We start from the raw sequence: 15,402 nt of genomic DNA, 5'->3' as shown, positions 1-15,402 counted from the left end.
CCCGCCGGCGTGCGCGCGCGCCGCGCCAGCACGGCCCAGCCCTCGCGCTCCAGCGCGCCGGCCGCCACGGCCTCCGCATCGCGCCCGGCCGCCTCCGCGCGGCGGCCGCGGATCAGCCGGCGCGTCCGCTGCCCGAAATCCTGCATTGCGCTATCATCGCGCAATGATCCTGCGCCGCGCCATCCTGTTCCTGCTGCTCGCGATCGGGTCCGTCCAGGCGCAACCCGCGCGCCGCCACATGGTCGCCGCCGGCCATCCTCTCGCCGCCCAGGCCGGGCTCGACGTGCTGCGCGAGGGCGGGTCCGCCGTCGATGCCGCCGTCGCGGTGCAGATGGTCCTCACGCTGGTCGAGCCGCAATCCTCGGGCATCGGCGGTGGCGCCTTCCTGCTGCATCTCGACGGCGCCACCGGCCGCCTCGTGGCCTGGGACGGGCGCGAGACCGCCCCCGCCGCAGCCGGCCCCGACCTGCTGCTGCGCGATGGCCGCCCCATCCCCTTCCTGACCGCCATGGCGAGCGGCCGCGCCGTCGGCGTGCCGGGCACGGTGGCGATGCTGGAAGCCGCGCATCGCGAGCACGGCCGCCTGCCCTGGGCGCGCCTGATCGCCCCGGCCATCGCCCTGGCCGAGAACGGCTTCCCCGTCAGCGAGCGCCTGGCGCGCGACATTGCGGGCGACATGCTGCTGCTGCGCCGCGACCCCGGCGCCGGCGCCTATTTCTTCACCGAGGCCGGACTGCCCCTGCCCACCGGCCACCGCCTGCGCAACCCCGCGCTGGCCGCCACGCTGCGCGCCATCGCCGAGCAGGGCGCGGCCGCGCTCGCCCGCGGGCCGGTCGCCGAGGACATCGTCGCCGCCATCGCGCGCCACGCCCTGCCGGGTGCGATGACCACGACCGACCTCGCCACCTATGCCCCACGCCGGCGCGAGGCCGTCTGCACGCCCTATCGCCGCTGGCGCGTCTGCGGCTTCCCGCCGTCATCCTCCGGCGGCATCGCGGTGGCGCAGATCCTCGGGCTGCTCGGGCATTTCGACGTCGCGCGGCTCGACCCGCGCGGCGCGGATGCGGCGCATCTGGTCGCCGAGGCCGGCCGGCTCGCCTTCGCCGACCGCAACGCCTATGTCGCCGACCCGGATTTCGTCAGCGTCCCGACGCGCGGCCTGGTCGATGCGGGCTACCTGACCGCGCGCGCGCAGCTCATCGACCGCGACCGCGCCATCGCGACGCCGCGCGCCGGCAACCCGCCCTGGCGCGAGACGCGCTTCGCCCCGCAGCAGCAGGACTTCGAGGCCGGCACCAGCCACGTCTCGATCGTGGACGGCGACGGCCATGCGGTCGCCATGACCACCACCATCGAGGCACTGTTCGGCGCGCGCATCATGGTGCGCGGCTTCCTGCTCAACAACGAGCTGACCGACTTCTCCTTCACACCCGAGCAGAACGGGCGCCCGGTCGCGAACCGCGTCGAGGGCGGCAAGCGCCCGCGGTCGTCGATGTCGCCCTCCATCGTGCTGGACGGCGAGGGGCGCCTGCACGCGGTCGCCGGTTCGCCCGGCGGGGCGCGCATCATCGGCTATGTCGCGCAGGCGCTGGTCGCGCTGCTGGACTGGGGCATGACGCCGCAGGAGGCGGCCGCCCTGCCCCATGTCGGCACGATCGGCGGCGCTGTCGAACTGGAGGCGGACACACAGGCCGCCACGCTGGCCCCGGCGCTGCGCGCGCGCGGGCACGAGGTGCAGATCCGCGAGATGAATTCCGGGCTGAACCTCATCCGCGTCACGCCGCAGGGGCTGCTCGGCGGGGCGGATCCGCGGCGCGAGGGGGTGGCGATCGGTGACTGAGGCTCCCTACCGCCGGGAGACCGTAGCACCGCCGCCGGAGATCGCCGCCGCGCTCGAACGCCTGGCGACGCTGCATGCGCAGGCCCGGGGGCGCTCGGTGCTGGGCGGGCTGGTCCGGCTCGGCTTCGTGCTCGCGATCGTCTACGGCATCATCGGCGCGATCGATCTCGTCTTCGAGGTGGTCCACGCCGTGCACTGGCTGGTGCTCGTGGTCGGCATGACCATCCTGGTGCTGCCGATGCTGCTGATCCAACTGCGCGACGCGCGGCTGAACGCGCCCGCCCAGGCGGCCTTCGCCGGGCGCCTGCGCGCCGAGGCCGCCTCCGGCCGCGTCCTGCGCCACACCCTTCGCCGCGACGACCGCCACGCCTTCGTCCCGCACGAGCATGGCGTGATCCATGTCTGCCCCGCCGACGCGGCGTGCACGCTCTACCTCGACCTGTCATCCATCAGCGACGATCCGCGCCACGACCACTGGTACGCCAAGGGCCTGATCGACCGCGCGCACTGGACCTGGTTCACCACCGCCGACGGCGCAGTGCTGCTCGGCTTCGCGGCCGAGGACGACCCTGTGCCGCGCCGCGAGGTCACCGGCCTCGACGGCGGGGATCTGTTCGACTGGCTCGGAACACCCGGCGACGGCGACCTGGTCGCGCGCCCCTGGCCGGAGGTCGAGGCTTTTCTGCGCCGCACCCCGTGACCAGATGCGAACTGCCGCGTCGATTGGCCACACCGCCGCCCGGAGCCACGCCATGCCCTTCCTCGTCGCCGTCCTGGCCCTTCTCCTCGCCCTGCCCGCCGCGGCGGAGGAGCCGACGCGCATCGGCTACGTCAACACGGCCATCACCAATCTCGGCCTGACGCGCAGCCACCGCGTGGTGGTGGAACGCTTCTCCGACCCCGAGGTGGCGGGGGTGTCCTGCTACATCAGCCAGGCGCGCACCGGCGGACTCACGGGCATGGTGGGCCTCGCGGAGGACCCGGGCCGCTTCTCCCTCACCTGTGTCGCGACCGGCACCGTGCGCGTGGCGGATGGTGCCCAGCGCGGCGAGCGCGGCGAGCAGGTCTACGAGAGCGACACCTCGCTGTTCTTCAAGGAAACCCGCGTCCATCGCTTCATCGACGAGGCCGCGGGCACCGTCGTCTACCTCGCCTGGTCGACCCGCCTGGTGGACGGGTCGCCCTTCAACGCGGTGGCGGTGGTGCCCTACGCGCGGCAGCCCTGACGCGTCAGGCCGCGTCGCGCGCGATGGCGGGCATCGGCATGGCGTCGTCGCGACCTTCCTCGACCGCGTGGCAGGCCACCATGGCATCGCCAGCCGGCTTCAGCTCAGGCCGTTCCCGCTTGCAGCGGTCATTCGCCAGCGGGCAGCGCGGATGGAAGGTACAGCCGGAGGGCGGCGTGATCGGGGAAGGCACCTCGCCACCCACCGGGATGCGTTCGCGCCCGGTCATGTCGAGGTCCGGGATCGCTTCCATCAGCGCGCGCGTGTAGGGGTGGCGCGGGCGGCGGAACAGCGTCTCGGCCGGCGAGAGTTCCGCCAGCCGCCCCAGGTACATCACGCCGATCCGGTCGCTCACCTGCCGCACCACCGCGAGGTTGTGGCTGATGAACAGGAAGGTGAGGCCGAGCCGCTGCTGCAGTTCCTTCATCAGGTTCAGGATCTGCGCCTGCACGCTCACATCGAGCGCGGAGGTCGGCTCGTCGCAGACCAGGAATTCCGGATTGGACGACAGCGCGCGCGCGATCGAGATGCGCTGGCGCTGCCCGCCCGAGAATTCATGCGGGAACTTCACGCGATCGAGCGGCGACAGGCCCACCTGCGTAAGCAGCTCCGCCACGCGCGCCTCCTGCTCGGCACGCGAGTGCACCAGGCCGAAGGCGCGGATCGGCTCGGCGATGATGTCCCCCACGCGCCAGCGCGGATTGAGCGAGGCATAGGGGTCCTGGAAGATCATCTGCATCCGCCGGCGCTGGTCGGCGAGCGCGCGCGCCTCCGCCAGGTCCCGCCCGTCGAACACGACGGCGCCGGCGGTCGGCGCATAGAGCCCGACGCAGAGCCGCGCGACGGTCGACTTCCCGCAGCCCGATTCCCCCACCAGCGACAGCGTCGTGCCCTTCGGGATGGCGAAGGAGATGCCATCCACCGCGCGCAGCGTGCGCTTGCCCTCCCGCGTGACCATGCGCTGCAGCAGCGGGCGCGAGACGTCGAAATGCCGCGCGAGGTCGCGCACTTCCAGCATGGGCGGGGCGTCAGCCACGGGCGACCTCCGTGTCGAACAGCCAGCAGGCGGCCCGCGTGGTGCCGGCGTCGATCAGGTCGGGACGCATCTCGCGGCACTTGTCGAACACCTGCGGGCAGCGCGGGTTGTAGGCGCAGCCCTTGGGAATGGCCGAGAGCCGCGGCATGGCGCCATCGATCTGCGCCAGGCGCTCGACGCGGCGGTCGAGCGGCGGGATCGACCCCATCAGCCCGGCGGAGTACGGGTGGTTCGCGTGCTTCACCACCTCGCGCACCGGGCCGATCTCGGCGATGCGCCCGGCATACATGACGGCGACGCGGTCAGCGGTCTCGGCGATCACGCCCATGTCGTGCGTGACTAGCATCATCGCCGTCCCCTTCTCCCGCGCCAGCGTCTTGAGCAGCGCGATCACCTGCGCCTGGATCGAGACATCCAGCGCGGTGGTGGGTTCGTCCGCCACGATCAGCTTCGGTTCGGCACACAGCGCGAGCGCGATCACGACGCGCTGGCGCATCCCGCCCGAGAATTCGTGCGGGTAGCTGTCGATGCGCTGCGCCGCAGCCGGGATGCCAACCAGCTCGAGCCATTCGATGGCGCGCTTGCGGGCCTCGCCGGGGCCGATCGGCAGGTGCGTCGTCATGGTCTCGGCCAGCTGCCGCCCCACGGTGTAGAGCGGGTTCAGCGTGGTCAGCGGGTCCTGGAAGATCGCGCCGATCTCCTTGCCCCGGATGCGGCGCATCTGCTCGTAGCGCAGGTTGTCGATGCGCTTGCCGTTCAGCAGGATCTTTCCCCGCGCGATCCGCCCCGGGGGTTCCAGCAAGCCGATGATGGCCGCGCCGGTCATGGATTTCCCGGCGCCGGATTCGCCCACCACGCCCAGCACCTCGCCGGGCGAGATCGAGAACGACACGTCGTCGAGTGCCACCAGCGTGCCCCGCCGCGTGGGAAACTCCACGCGCAGGTTCTGCACTTCCAGAAGGGGAGGCGTGTTCGACATCAGCGCAGCTTCGGATTGAGGGCGTCGCGCAGCCAATCGCCCAGCAGGTTGACGGAGAGCACCATCGCGATCAGCGCCACGCCGGGGAAGATCGTGATCCACCACTCGCCCGAGAACAGGAAGTCGTTGCCGATCCTGATCAGCGTGCCGAGCGATGGCTGGGTCGGCGGCACGCCGACACCGAGGAAGGAGAGCGTCGCCTCCGCCAGGATCGCGAGGCCGAGGTTCAGCGTCGCCACCACCAGCACCGGCCCGATCACGTTGGGCAGCACGTGGCTGACCATGATCCGCCCACGGGGCACGCCGATCACGCGGGCGGCCTGCACGTATTCCTTGTTGCGCTCGACCAGCGTCGAACCGCGCACCGTACGCGCGAATTTCGGCCATTCGCTGATGCCGATGGCGAAGATCACGACGAACAGCGCGATCTGGTCGTGCACCTCGCGCGGCAGAGCGGCGCGCACCACGCCGTCCACCAGCAGGGCCACAAGGATCGATGGGAAGGTCAGCTGGATGTCGCAGATGCGCATCAGCAGGCTGTCCAGCGCGCCGCCGACATATCCCGCCAGCAGCCCGAGCGTGACCCCCAGCAGCGTCGCGAAGATGGTGGCCGACAGCCCGACCAGCAGCGACACCCGCGCGCCGTACATGATGGCCGAGAGCACGTCGCGCCCCTGGTCGTCGGTGCCGAGCAGGTATTCGCGCGCGCCCTCCTCGTCCCAGGCCGGCGGCTTGAAGGCGTCACTGAGGTTCAGCGAGGCGAGGTCGAACGGGTTGTGCGGCGCGATCCATGGCGCCAGCACCGCGCCCAGGATGCACACCGCCGCGACGATCGCCGAGACCACCGTCACCGGCGACCGCGTGAAGGAGAACCAAAGGTCGGAATCGAGGAAGCGCCTCACCGCCGCGGCCATGGCCTAGTGCCCCCCCTTGCCGCGCCCGATCCGCAGCCGCGGATCGACGGCGTAGTAGAGCAGGTCCACGATCAGGTTGATGGTGACGAACACGAGGGCGATCAGCAGCAGGTAGGCGCTCATCACCGGGATGTCGGCCGCGCCGACCGACTGGATGAAGAGCAGCCCCATGCCTGGCCACTGGAACACCGTCTCGGTCACGATGGCGAACGCGATGATGGCGCCGAGCTGCAGCCCGACGATGGTGATGACCGGCACCATGGTGTTCTTGAGCGCATGGCCGAAATGCACGACGCGGTTCGGGAGCCCGCGGGCGCGGGCGAACTTGATGTAGTCGGTGCGCAGCACCTCCAGCATCTCGGCGCGCACCAGGCGCATGATGAGCGTGAGCTGGAACAGCCCGAGCGTGATCGCCGGCAGCACCAGCGCCTTCACGCCCGTCCACGTGAGGAAGCCCGTGGTCCACCAGCCCAGCCTGACGGTGTCGCCCCGTCCGAAGGAGGGCAGCACGCCGAGCCAGACCGCAAAGACCAGGATCAGCAGGATGCCGATCAGGAAGGTGGGCAGCGACACGCCGATCAGCGAGAAGGTCAGGAAGAAGCGCGACAGCCAGGAATTGCGGTACAGCCCCGTATAGACCCCCATCGGCACGCCCACGAGAAGTGCCAGCCCCGCCGCGCAGAAGGCGAGTTCGAGCGTGGCCGGCGCGCGTTCCGCGATCAGGTCCGCCACGGGGCGCGACAGGCGGTAGGACAGGCCGAACTCCCCCTGCACCGCATTGCCGACGAAGGTCCCGAACTGCACCCAGAACGGCTTGTCGAGCCCGAGGTCGGCCACCAGCGCATCGCGCTGCGCCTGCGTGTAGTCCTGGCCCAGCATGATCGCCACCGGGTCGCCTACATAGGCGAACATGGCGAAGGAAATGAGTGCCACCGCCAGCAGAACGGGCAGCGACTGCAGGATGCGGCTGATGATGAAGGCGAACATCGCGATACTCCGGCGCGGGCGCGGCGGCTGCGGCAGCCGCGCCCGCGGTTCAGGTCAGTTCATCCGCGCCCAGCGGAAATAGGGCTGGTTGTTCGCCATGTGCGGGATGGTCAGGTTGGACCGCATCGCCCAGGGGATCATCTGGTGGTGCAGTGGGATGTGGGGCACGTCCTCGCGGTAGATGCGCAGCGCCTCGCGGATCGCCGCATCGCGCGGCGCGCCCGACTGGGTGGTCATGATGTCGATCAGCTGGTCCATCCGCGGGTTGGAATAGCGCCCGTAGTTCCAGATGCCGTTGCCCTGGCCGCCGTCGCGCGAACGCAGCAGCGACTGGAAGGAATACAGCGCGTCCAGCGTCGGCACGCCCCAGCCCAGCAGGTAGATGGAGGTGTCGTCGCGCTGGATCTTGGCGAAGAAGGGAGCGAGCGGCATCGCGTTCAGCTGCGCCCGCACGCCGATGCGCGCCCACATCGCGACGATCGCCTGGCAGATCTGCTCGTCGTTGATGTAGCGGTTGTTCGGGCAATCGAGCGTGATGCCGAAGCCGTTCGGATACCCCGCCTCGGCCAGCAGCGCGCGGGCGCGCGCCTGGTCATAGGGCAGGCGCACATCCTCCTCGCGCGAATAGCCGTTCACCTGGGGCGGGAACAGCGTGCCGGTCACCACCGACTGGTTGCGCATGGTGGTGCGATGGATCGCCTGGATGTCGATCGCCTGATACAGCGCCTGGCGAACCCGCAGGTCCTTCAGCGGATTGCGGCCGCGCACGTCGGAATACAGAAGCTCGTCGCGGTGCACGTCCATCGACAGGAAAATGGTGCGCACCTCCGGCCCCTCGAGCACGCGGATGCCCTGCGCGGCGCGCAGCCGGTTCAGGTCCTGCAGCGGCGGGTCGAGCACGAAGTCCACCTCCCCCGACAGCAGGGCGGCGATGCGCGTCGCGTCGGAGGAGATCGGGCGGAACACGATCTCGGTGATGTTGCCCTCGCGGCTGGCGGGCTCGTTCCAGCCCCACCAGTCGGTGTTGCGCACCATCACGGTGCGCACGTCGGGTTCGCGCAGCTGCAGGCGGAAGGCGCCGGTGCCGTTGGTGTTGCGCGTGGTGTGCATCTCCTCGCGCGCGCGGGTGTTCTGCGGGCGGGTCGCGTTGTTCTGCTCGGACCAGGCGCGGGACATGATGAACACGGACGCGATCTTGTTGGGCAGGATCGGGTCGGGCACGCGGGTGATGATGTCGACCACCAGCGGTTCGACCTGCACCGCGCGGTCGATGGTGTCGACATAGATGGCGTAGTTCGAGGTCGGCTGCTGCGCGCGGGTGATGGAGAACACCACGTCCTCGGCGCCGAAGGCCTGGCCCTCGTGGAACTTCACGCCCTCGCGCAGCCAGAAGCGCCAGCGGTTGGGCTCGACCTGCTCCCACCGCGTGGCCAGGCCCGGCGCCAGGCCCAGATCCTGCGAGCGCTGGATCAGCGGGTCATAGATCTGCTGCAGCACCATCGTGACGGTGCCGACATTCTGGCTGTGCGGATCCATGGTGTTCGGATCGCCCGAGGCGGCCCAGCGCACCGTGCGCGCCTCCGCCAAACCCGCGCCAAGGCCCACGGCCAGCGCGGCTGCCATCAGCAGCTTCCGCATCCCTTGCTCTCCCTGCATCGCGCGGCCCATCCCGGCGGGCCCCGGAAGCCGGCGCCTATACGGCGCCCGGCGGCGGCGTGGAAGGGGTTTCGGGCGGCTGCGCGCCGCCGCCCGCGAATTCCAGCAGCAGCGTGTAGCCCACCGCCAGCACCACGGGCCCGAGGAACAGCCCGAGGAAGCCGAAGGCGAAAACCCCCCCGAGCGCGCCCAGCAACGTCAGCAGCAGCGGCAGATTCGCCCCGCGCGCGATCGCCCAGGGCCGGATGAAGTTGTCGACGGAGGAGATCACCAAGGCGCCATAGAGACCCATGAAGATGCCCCAGCCCGTCTCGCCCTGCGTGAACAGCCAAAGGCTGGCCGGGATCCAGACCAGCGGTGCGCCCACCGGCAAGATCGAGATCACGCCGGCCACCACCGCCAGCAGCACCGGCTGCGGCACGCCCGCCAGCGACAGCCCGATCGCTGTCAGGATGCCCTGCGCCACCGCGGTGCCGACGAGCCCCCAGACCACCCCGCGCGTGACATCGGCCGCGAGGCGCAGCATCCGGGTGCCGGTGCCCCCGGCCAGGCGCTCCATCAGCGCGCTGGTGCGCGCCGCCATGGCCGGCCCGTCGCGGTAGAAGAAGAAGGCCAGCAGGATCGCGAGCAGCAGTTCCGCCAGGCCCGATAGCACCGCGAGCAGCACCGTGACTGTCTGCTGTGTGATGGTCCCGGCATAGGGGCGCAGCAGCCCCGCCAGTCCCAGCAGGTCGAATTCCGCATCGCCTAGCCAGCCGCGGATCCAGGGCCCCACCACCGGCAAGCCGCCGAGCCAGGCGCCGAGCCCGGGCAGCCCGCCCACCAGCAGCGCCTCGATCGAGGCGGAGAGCGCCTCCACCTCCCCGCGGCTGGTCGGCGCGGCGAGCGCGATCGGCAGCCCGACCAGCAGGAACATCGCCCCCACCATCACCGCCGCCGCGCCGCTGGGCGAGAAGCGGTCGTTCTCCCGCAGGACGGCGAAGACCGGCCAGGTCGAGAAGACGATGATCACCGCCCAGAGCAGCGCCGAGATGAAGGGCCGCAGCACCAGCAGGCAGGCGATCGCGATCGCGGCCAGCGCCACGATCCCGACCAGCCTTGCGGTGCGCATCGCATGGAGTTGCATCGACCCATCCTGCCCGAAGCGTCGCGCCGGCGCGAGGCGCGCCAAAGAGGGCGCCGACGCGAGGCGCGCAAGACGGGCCGCCGACGCGAGGCACTGGAAGCCCAGGCGCCCGCGATGCCCGCAGGAGGTCGGGCGCAATCGGGCGCGGCCTCGCTTCCACGCAGCACCGTCCCGCCCTAGCCTGCGCCGACGCGCATCCGGGGGGACACCAGCGCCATGCCACGCTTCGCCGCCAACCTGTCGATGATGTTCACCGAGCTGCCCTTCCTCGACCGCTTCGCCGCGGCCGCGCAGGCCGGCTTCAAGGCGGTCGAGTTCCTCTTTCCCTACGACTTCCCCGCCGCCGAGATCGCCACGCGGCTCAAGGACCACGGCCTGCAGCAGGTTCTGTTCAACGCACCGCCCGGCGACTGGGCATCGGGCGAGCGCGGCATGGCCGCCCTGCCCGGCCGCCAGCAGGAATTCCGCGACGCCGTGGCAAAGGCGCTCGACTACTGCGCCGCGCTCGCCTGCCCCCGGCTGCACGTCATGGCCGGCCTAGCCCCGGCCGGCGTGCCGCACGACACGTTGACCGCGGTCTATGGCGCCAACCTGGCCTGGGCGGCGGAGCAATGCGCAACCGCGGGCGTGAAGCCGGTGATCGAACCGATCAACCACCGCGACATCCCGGGCTTCTTCCTCAATACCACCGACCAGGCGGCGGCCATCATCGCCGCGGTGGGCCCCGAGAAGGTCGGGATGCAGTTCGACCTCTATCACTGCCAGATCACCGAGGGCGACATCGTCAAGCGGGTCGAGCGCCACCTGCCGCTGATCGCCCACATGCAGGTGGCCGACAATCCGGGCCGCAACGAACCGGGCACCGGCGAGGTCAACTGGCCCTTCGTATTCGACCGCATCGACGCGCTGGGCTTCCGCGGCTGGATCGGCTGCGAATACCGGCCGGCAGGCGAGACGGTGGCGGGGCTCGGCTGGTTCCAGCCCTACCGCGGATAGCGCGCTCTATCGCGCGAAGCGCGCCAGGGGTGTGATGCCGCGCCCCTCCGCCCTGCGCTGCGCCGTGCAGTCATGCGCCAGGTGGCCGATCTCCCGCGCCAGGCTGTCGAGCCCGACGGCGATGCCGAGGTCCCGGCCGATCTGCAGCACGGCCACACTGGCCCCGGGCGCCGCATCGAAGCCGCGGGCACGCGCCAGCGCCAGGCGGAAGGACGCCTCGTCGACGCCAAGGCGCAGCCAGTCCGCATCCGGGCGATCCACCGTCAGCAGCCTGACCTCGTGCCAGCCACTGCCTGCGCCGCCGAGGTCGAGCGTGATGGGCGCGCCATCGGGAAAGGTCGCGCCGCGCAGGTCGATGCTCCAGACCTCGGAGCCGGGGCAGGAGAACTCCAGCGTCAGGCTCACCGGCTCACGGCCGAGCCCGGAGCCGAGCACCGAAAGCAGGGGCCGGCCGGTCAGGAAATCCGCCTCGCGCGCGAAACTGTCCTGCGCGCGTGCCAAGGCTGGCGCGCCGGCCAGCAGCGCCACCAGGAACATACGGAATTTCGGCACGTGGCGCGCACGGCGCCAGGGCATGTCTCGGAACATTTTTTGGACCAGACGACAATTCAAATCTACCATTGCGATAGAAAGCCGTCATCAGGATTTTCCTTGCAATGGGATGAAGTGACGAGTCGCGACGCGACCGGCACGCCCGCATGTTCGCCGCCCGCGCCCTGGGCTATGTGACGCCGAGGCGCCGCCCGCGCCCCCCCACCGCGCACCGGAGAGAAACGCATGAAGATCGCCTTCATCGGCCTTGGCATCATGGGCCGCCCGATGGCCGGCCACCTCAAGGCCGCCGGGCACGACATCACGGTGGTCGAGCGCGCCAGCCTGACCGCCGAGGACCGCGCCGCCTTCGCCGTCGCGCCGGGCATCGCCGCCGCCGTCGCGACCGCCGAGGCGGTCATCCTGATGGTCCCCGACACCCCGGACGTCGAGGCGGTGCTGTTCGGCGCCGGCGGTGTCGCGGAGGGGCTGAAGCCCGGCACGCTGGTGATCGACATGTCCTCGATCAGCCCCACCGCCACCAAGCAGTTCGCGGAGCGGATCGCGGCCAAGGGCGGCGACTACGTGGACGCCCCCGTCTCGGGCGGCGAGGTCGGCGCCAAGCAGGCCAGCCTGACCATCATGTGCGGCGGCACCGAGGCCGCCTTCGCCCGTGCCAAGCCGCTGTTCGAGGCGATGGGCAAGAACATCACGCTGGTCGGTCCGGTCGGTGCGGGCCAGACCTGCAAGGTCGCCAACCAGATCATCGTGGCCCTGACCATCGAGGCGGTGGCCGAGGCGCTGACCTTCGCCTCCAAGGCCGGTGCGGATCCCGCCAAGGTCCGCCAGGCGCTGATGGGCGGGCTCGCCACCTCGCGCATCCTGGAACTGCACGGAGAGCGCATGATCAAGCGCACCTTCGCCCCGGGCTTCCGCATCCGGCTGCACCAGAAGGACCTGAACCTCGCGCTGTCGGCCGGCCGCGACCTCGGCGTGGCGCTGCCCAACACCGCCTCCACCCAGCAGCTGTTCGCCGCGGTGGCGGCCGCCGGCGGGGCCGAGCTGGATCATTCGGGCCTGGTCAAGGCGCTCGAGACGCTCGCCGCCCACAAGGTCGCCGAGGACGCCTGACGGATGCGCCCGGCGCGGGAAACCGCGCCGGGCCGCCGCCCATGAGATTGCGTCTCGAAAGGCGAGGCAGTCTCGTCTAGTGTGATCGCCTGACGCCTGCCGGAGGGTCACATGCGGTTTGCCGAAATCGGACAACAGTTGCGCGCCTACCGCCTGGAATCCGGCCTGCGGGCAGAGGAGATCGCCGCGCGGCTCGGCGTCTCCCGCGCCGCGCTGTATCGCTACGAAAAGGGCGAGGTCATCAAGCTCGACACGATCCGCCGGCTGGCGGAACTGCTGAAGATCTCCCCGCTCTCGCTGCTGGGCATCGGCGTCGAGTACTTCGGCCGCCCGGCCGCCTATCAGGAACGCCTGCGGCAGGTCGAGGAACAATCCGACCAGGTGCTGCAGGTGGGCGGCGCGCTGGTCTATCCAGTCGCGACCGACGCCTTCGACGGCGCCCTGGCCGAAGCCTGGACCGAGGTCGCGGACAATTCCCCCGACCGCCTGCTCGCCCGCAGCCAGGTCGAGCAGATGCTGGGCCTGCTCGCCGCCCGCAAGAAGCTGCACCAGTCGCGCAAGCCCAACATCACCGCCATCCTGGGCGAGGGCTCGATGCGCCGGATGCTGGCCGATGGCGTCGCGCCGGGCCTGGCGCTCAGCGAACGCGCCCGCATGGGCTGCCGCCTCGCCGCCCGCGCCGAGGCGGAAGCCATCGCGGACGCGATGGAATCCGTCCCCATCGGCCTGCAGTTCGGGCTGATCGCGGGTGCCGAGCCCTCAGGCCCCTTCATGGTGATGCGCGGGCGCGAGCGCGCCCATGTGGTGGGCAGTGCCTTCGCCGCCGATGCCCACCCGACCACCGCGAGCGGCGTCGCCTTCATCACCGGCGCCGACGAGGCGATCGGCACCCATCAGCGCGTGGCCGAGGGCGCCTGGCGCGACGCGGTGAAGGGGCCGGAGGCCGCCGCACGGGTGCGCGCCATGATCAAGGACGCCTTCCCGGGCTGACGTCATGCCCGCGGCGTCCATCGGAACGCATTGACGGCATTATGATTGCGCTTGCGGCGCAAGCGTGAGCCGCGCCTCCATGACATCCGCATCCTCGGCGCTGCGCTGCACCCGGAAGCCCAGCGCGCGCACGAAGGCCAGCATGGGCGCGTTCTCCGCCAGCACCTGGCCGGTCACCTCGCGCACGCCGACCTCGCGGCCCCACTCAAACAGGCGTTCCATCAGGTGGCGCGCCAGGCCCTGCCCCTTCCAGGTCGGATCCACGATGACCGCGAACTCGGCCTCCGCCCCGCCAGGGTCACGGATCAGGCGGGAGACGCCGACCGTGCGCTCCGGCCCCGTCGCCACGCGCTCCACCGCCACGAAGGCCATCTCCCGGTCGTAGTCGATCTGCGTCATGCGGGCGATCTGCGCCGCACTCAGCTCCCCCAGCGCCGAGAAGAAGCGGTAGCGCACATCCTCGGACGACAACCGCCGGAAGGCCTCGGCATGAGCGGCGGCATCCTCCGGGCGGATCGGGCGCACCAGCAACGACCGCCCGTCGTGCCCGCGCCAGGCCCGGGCGAGTTCCGCCGGATAGGGCGGGATGGCAAGCAACGAGGCCTGCCCCGCCGGACGCAGCCGCAGCGCCGCATCCAGTGCCAGCACGCCCTGAGGATCGGCCAATAAAGGATTGATTCCACAAGATTCAATCTCGGGAAAATCCACCGCCAGCTGGGACAGCCGCACCAGCGCATCGGCGATGGCGGCGATATTCGCCGGAGCATGGTCCCGCCATCCGTCCAGCAGCCGCGCCGTGCGGGTGCGCCGGATCAGCGCGCGCGCCAGGGCGAGGTTCAGCGGCGGCAGGTCGAAGCCCTCATCGGGGTCGATATCCGCCGCCGTGCCCCCGCGCCCGAAGGAGATCCAGGGACCGAACATCGCATCATCCCCCAGGCGCAGGCGCAGCTCCTGCCCACGCGCCGCCTGGCGCTGCACCAGGAAGCCGGTGATGCGCGCCTGCGGGCGGGTCTGCGCCACGCGATCGGCCATCGCCGCCGCCGCGTCGCGCACCGCGGCCGCGGAAGCGAGCCCCAGCACCACCCCGCCGACCTCCGTCTTGCGCGGAAGATCCGGGCTCAAAATCTTGAGAACGACAGGAAACCCGAGCATCGCGGCGGCGTCCCCGGCCTCCGCCGCGCCGCCCACCGCGCGGCCCGGCACGGTCGGCACGCCATAGGCGGCCAGCACCGCCAGCGCCTCCGCCTCGGTCAGCTCGGACCGTCCCGCATCGCGCACCGCGGCCAGGATGCGCGCCACCGACGCCCGGTCGGGGGCCAGGTCCAGCACGTCGCGCGCCGGCAGTTCCGCCGCCGCTGCCCGGTTGCGCCGGTCCTGCGCCAGGTGCAGCGCGCCGCGCACCGCGGCCTCCGGCGTCGCGAAGACGGCCACCCCCGCCTGTGCCAGCATCGCCCGCTGCGCCCCCGCCGTGGCCTGCCCGGCCCAGCCGACCAGGATCGGCGCGCCGCGGCTCGCCTTCACCGCGGCGGCGAGGGATTCCCGCACCACTTCGGGGTCTTCGTCAGGCGCCGGGGCATGCAGCGCGACCACCGCATCCACCTCCGGCAGGGCGGCCAGCATCGCCGCCGCCTCGCCAAGCCGTCCGGCGCATTCGGGTCCGAGGGCGAGCGGATTGCGCCCCGACCACCCATCCGGCAGGCCCAGCGCCACCGCCGCCAGCCCAGCATCGCCCGGGTCGGCGAGGCGCCCACCGCCGGCCAGCAGCGCATCGGCGGCCAGCGCGCCGAGGCCGACCCCGTTGGTGACCAGCGCGATCCGGTCCCCCCGCCCGGTCGCGCGCGGCGAGGGCCGCACCCGGGCCAGGGTCTCGGCGGCGGCGAGGAGGTCCTCGAGCCCCGCCACCCGCAGCACGCCGGCACGGCGCAGCGCCGCCTCCATCACCTCGTCCGCGAGGCCCGTGGCGTCCGCCAGCCGCCCGCCGGCGCGGATC

14 protein-coding genes are annotated in these 15,402 nt (G+C 71.5%); 6 read left to right on the top strand and 8 right to left on the bottom strand.

The annotated features are described in order from the left end of the window. The first annotated feature begins 163 nt into the window (after positions 1-163). The 3 genes from ggt to HW578_RS12975 are packed head-to-tail and all read left to right on the top strand — an operon-like array spanning position 164 to position 3,066. Positions 164-1,840, top strand: coding sequence for a gamma-glutamyltransferase (ggt, locus tag HW578_RS12985; RefSeq protein WP_198370972.1), 1,677 nt, complete (start codon positions 164-166; stop codon positions 1,838-1,840). Next, on the top strand, positions 1,833-2,540 hold the full coding sequence (locus tag HW578_RS12980; RefSeq protein ID WP_198370971.1) for a hypothetical protein: 708 nt from the start codon (positions 1,833-1,835) through the stop codon (positions 2,538-2,540). The genes ggt and HW578_RS12980 overlap by 8 nt, the downstream gene beginning before the upstream one ends. 52 nt (positions 2,541-2,592) lie before the next feature. Continuing rightward, entirely contained in the window at positions 2,593-3,066 is a 474-nt protein-coding gene (locus HW578_RS12975; protein ID WP_198370970.1) for a CreA family protein, read from the top strand. Between the two features lie 4 nt (positions 3,067-3,070). Here HW578_RS12975 and HW578_RS12970 read toward each other — a convergent pair whose 3' ends face one another. From HW578_RS12970 to HW578_RS12945, 6 genes are read right to left on the bottom strand one after another with little or no spacing between them, the layout of a single operon-like run. Next, entirely contained in the window at positions 3,071-4,102 is a 1,032-nt protein-coding gene (locus HW578_RS12970) for an ABC transporter ATP-binding protein (protein WP_369407888.1), read from the bottom strand. Next, positions 4,095-5,081 (bottom strand): ABC transporter ATP-binding protein, encoded by a 987-nt coding sequence (locus tag HW578_RS12965; protein ID WP_198370969.1) that lies wholly within the window; start codon positions 5,079-5,081, stop codon positions 4,095-4,097. Before HW578_RS12965 ends, HW578_RS12970 begins: the two co-directional genes overlap by 8 nt. Next, positions 5,081-5,995 (bottom strand): ABC transporter permease, encoded by a 915-nt coding sequence (locus HW578_RS12960; RefSeq protein WP_198370968.1) that lies wholly within the window; start codon positions 5,993-5,995, stop codon positions 5,081-5,083. Before HW578_RS12960 ends, HW578_RS12965 begins: the two co-directional genes overlap by 1 nt. A 3-nt stretch (positions 5,996-5,998) precedes the next feature. Beyond that, complete coding sequence (locus HW578_RS12955; RefSeq protein WP_198370967.1) at positions 5,999-6,982, bottom strand: ABC transporter permease; 984 nt, start codon at positions 6,980-6,982, stop codon at positions 5,999-6,001. A gap of 54 nt (positions 6,983-7,036) precedes the next feature. Then, positions 7,037-8,620: an ABC transporter substrate-binding protein gene (locus HW578_RS12950; RefSeq protein WP_198370966.1), complete on the bottom strand. Its 1,584-nt coding sequence runs from the start codon at positions 8,618-8,620 to the stop codon at positions 7,037-7,039. A gap of 55 nt (positions 8,621-8,675) precedes the next feature. After that, positions 8,676-9,764 carry an AI-2E family transporter gene (locus tag HW578_RS12945; protein WP_198370965.1) on the bottom strand — a complete coding sequence of 363 codons (1,089 nt, stop codon included), beginning with the start codon at positions 9,762-9,764 and terminating at the stop codon, positions 8,676-8,678. 216 nt (positions 9,765-9,980) lie between these two features. Here HW578_RS12945 and otnI point away from each other — a divergent pair, with 216 nt between their 5' ends. Continuing rightward, positions 9,981-10,760, top strand: a complete 780-nt coding sequence (gene otnI, locus HW578_RS12940) for a 2-oxo-tetronate isomerase (RefSeq protein WP_198370964.1) — start codon at positions 9,981-9,983, stop codon at positions 10,758-10,760. Positions 10,761-10,766: 6 nt separating this feature from the next. Here the strand turns inward: otnI and HW578_RS12935 are convergent, their stop codons facing one another. Next, positions 10,767-11,336 carry a hypothetical protein gene (locus tag HW578_RS12935; protein WP_198370963.1) on the bottom strand — a complete coding sequence of 190 codons (570 nt, stop codon included), beginning with the start codon at positions 11,334-11,336 and terminating at the stop codon, positions 10,767-10,769. Between the two features lie 201 nt (positions 11,337-11,537). Here HW578_RS12935 and HW578_RS12930 point away from each other — a divergent pair, with 201 nt between their 5' ends. Together HW578_RS12930 and HW578_RS12925 are read left to right on the top strand one after the other, a co-directional pair. Continuing rightward, positions 11,538-12,422: a 2-hydroxy-3-oxopropionate reductase gene (locus tag HW578_RS12930; RefSeq protein ID WP_198370962.1), complete on the top strand. Its 885-nt coding sequence runs from the start codon at positions 11,538-11,540 to the stop codon at positions 12,420-12,422. Positions 12,423-12,533: 111 nt separating this feature from the next. Then, positions 12,534-13,412, top strand: coding sequence for a helix-turn-helix domain-containing protein (locus HW578_RS12925; RefSeq protein ID WP_198370961.1), 879 nt, complete (start codon positions 12,534-12,536; stop codon positions 13,410-13,412). Positions 13,413-13,451: 39 nt separating this feature from the next. Here the strand turns inward: HW578_RS12925 and HW578_RS12920 are convergent. Continuing rightward, on the bottom strand, positions 13,452-15,402 hold a 1,951-nt coding region (locus tag HW578_RS12920; RefSeq protein WP_198370960.1), incomplete at its 5' end, for a bifunctional acetate--CoA ligase family protein/GNAT family N-acetyltransferase.

It is taken from the genome of Roseomonas rosulenta, from assembly GCF_016106005.1.
GTDB lineage: Bacteria > Pseudomonadota > Alphaproteobacteria > Acetobacterales > Acetobacteraceae > Neoroseomonas > Neoroseomonas rosulenta.
This window is presented reverse-complemented; position numbering and strand designations above follow the sequence as displayed.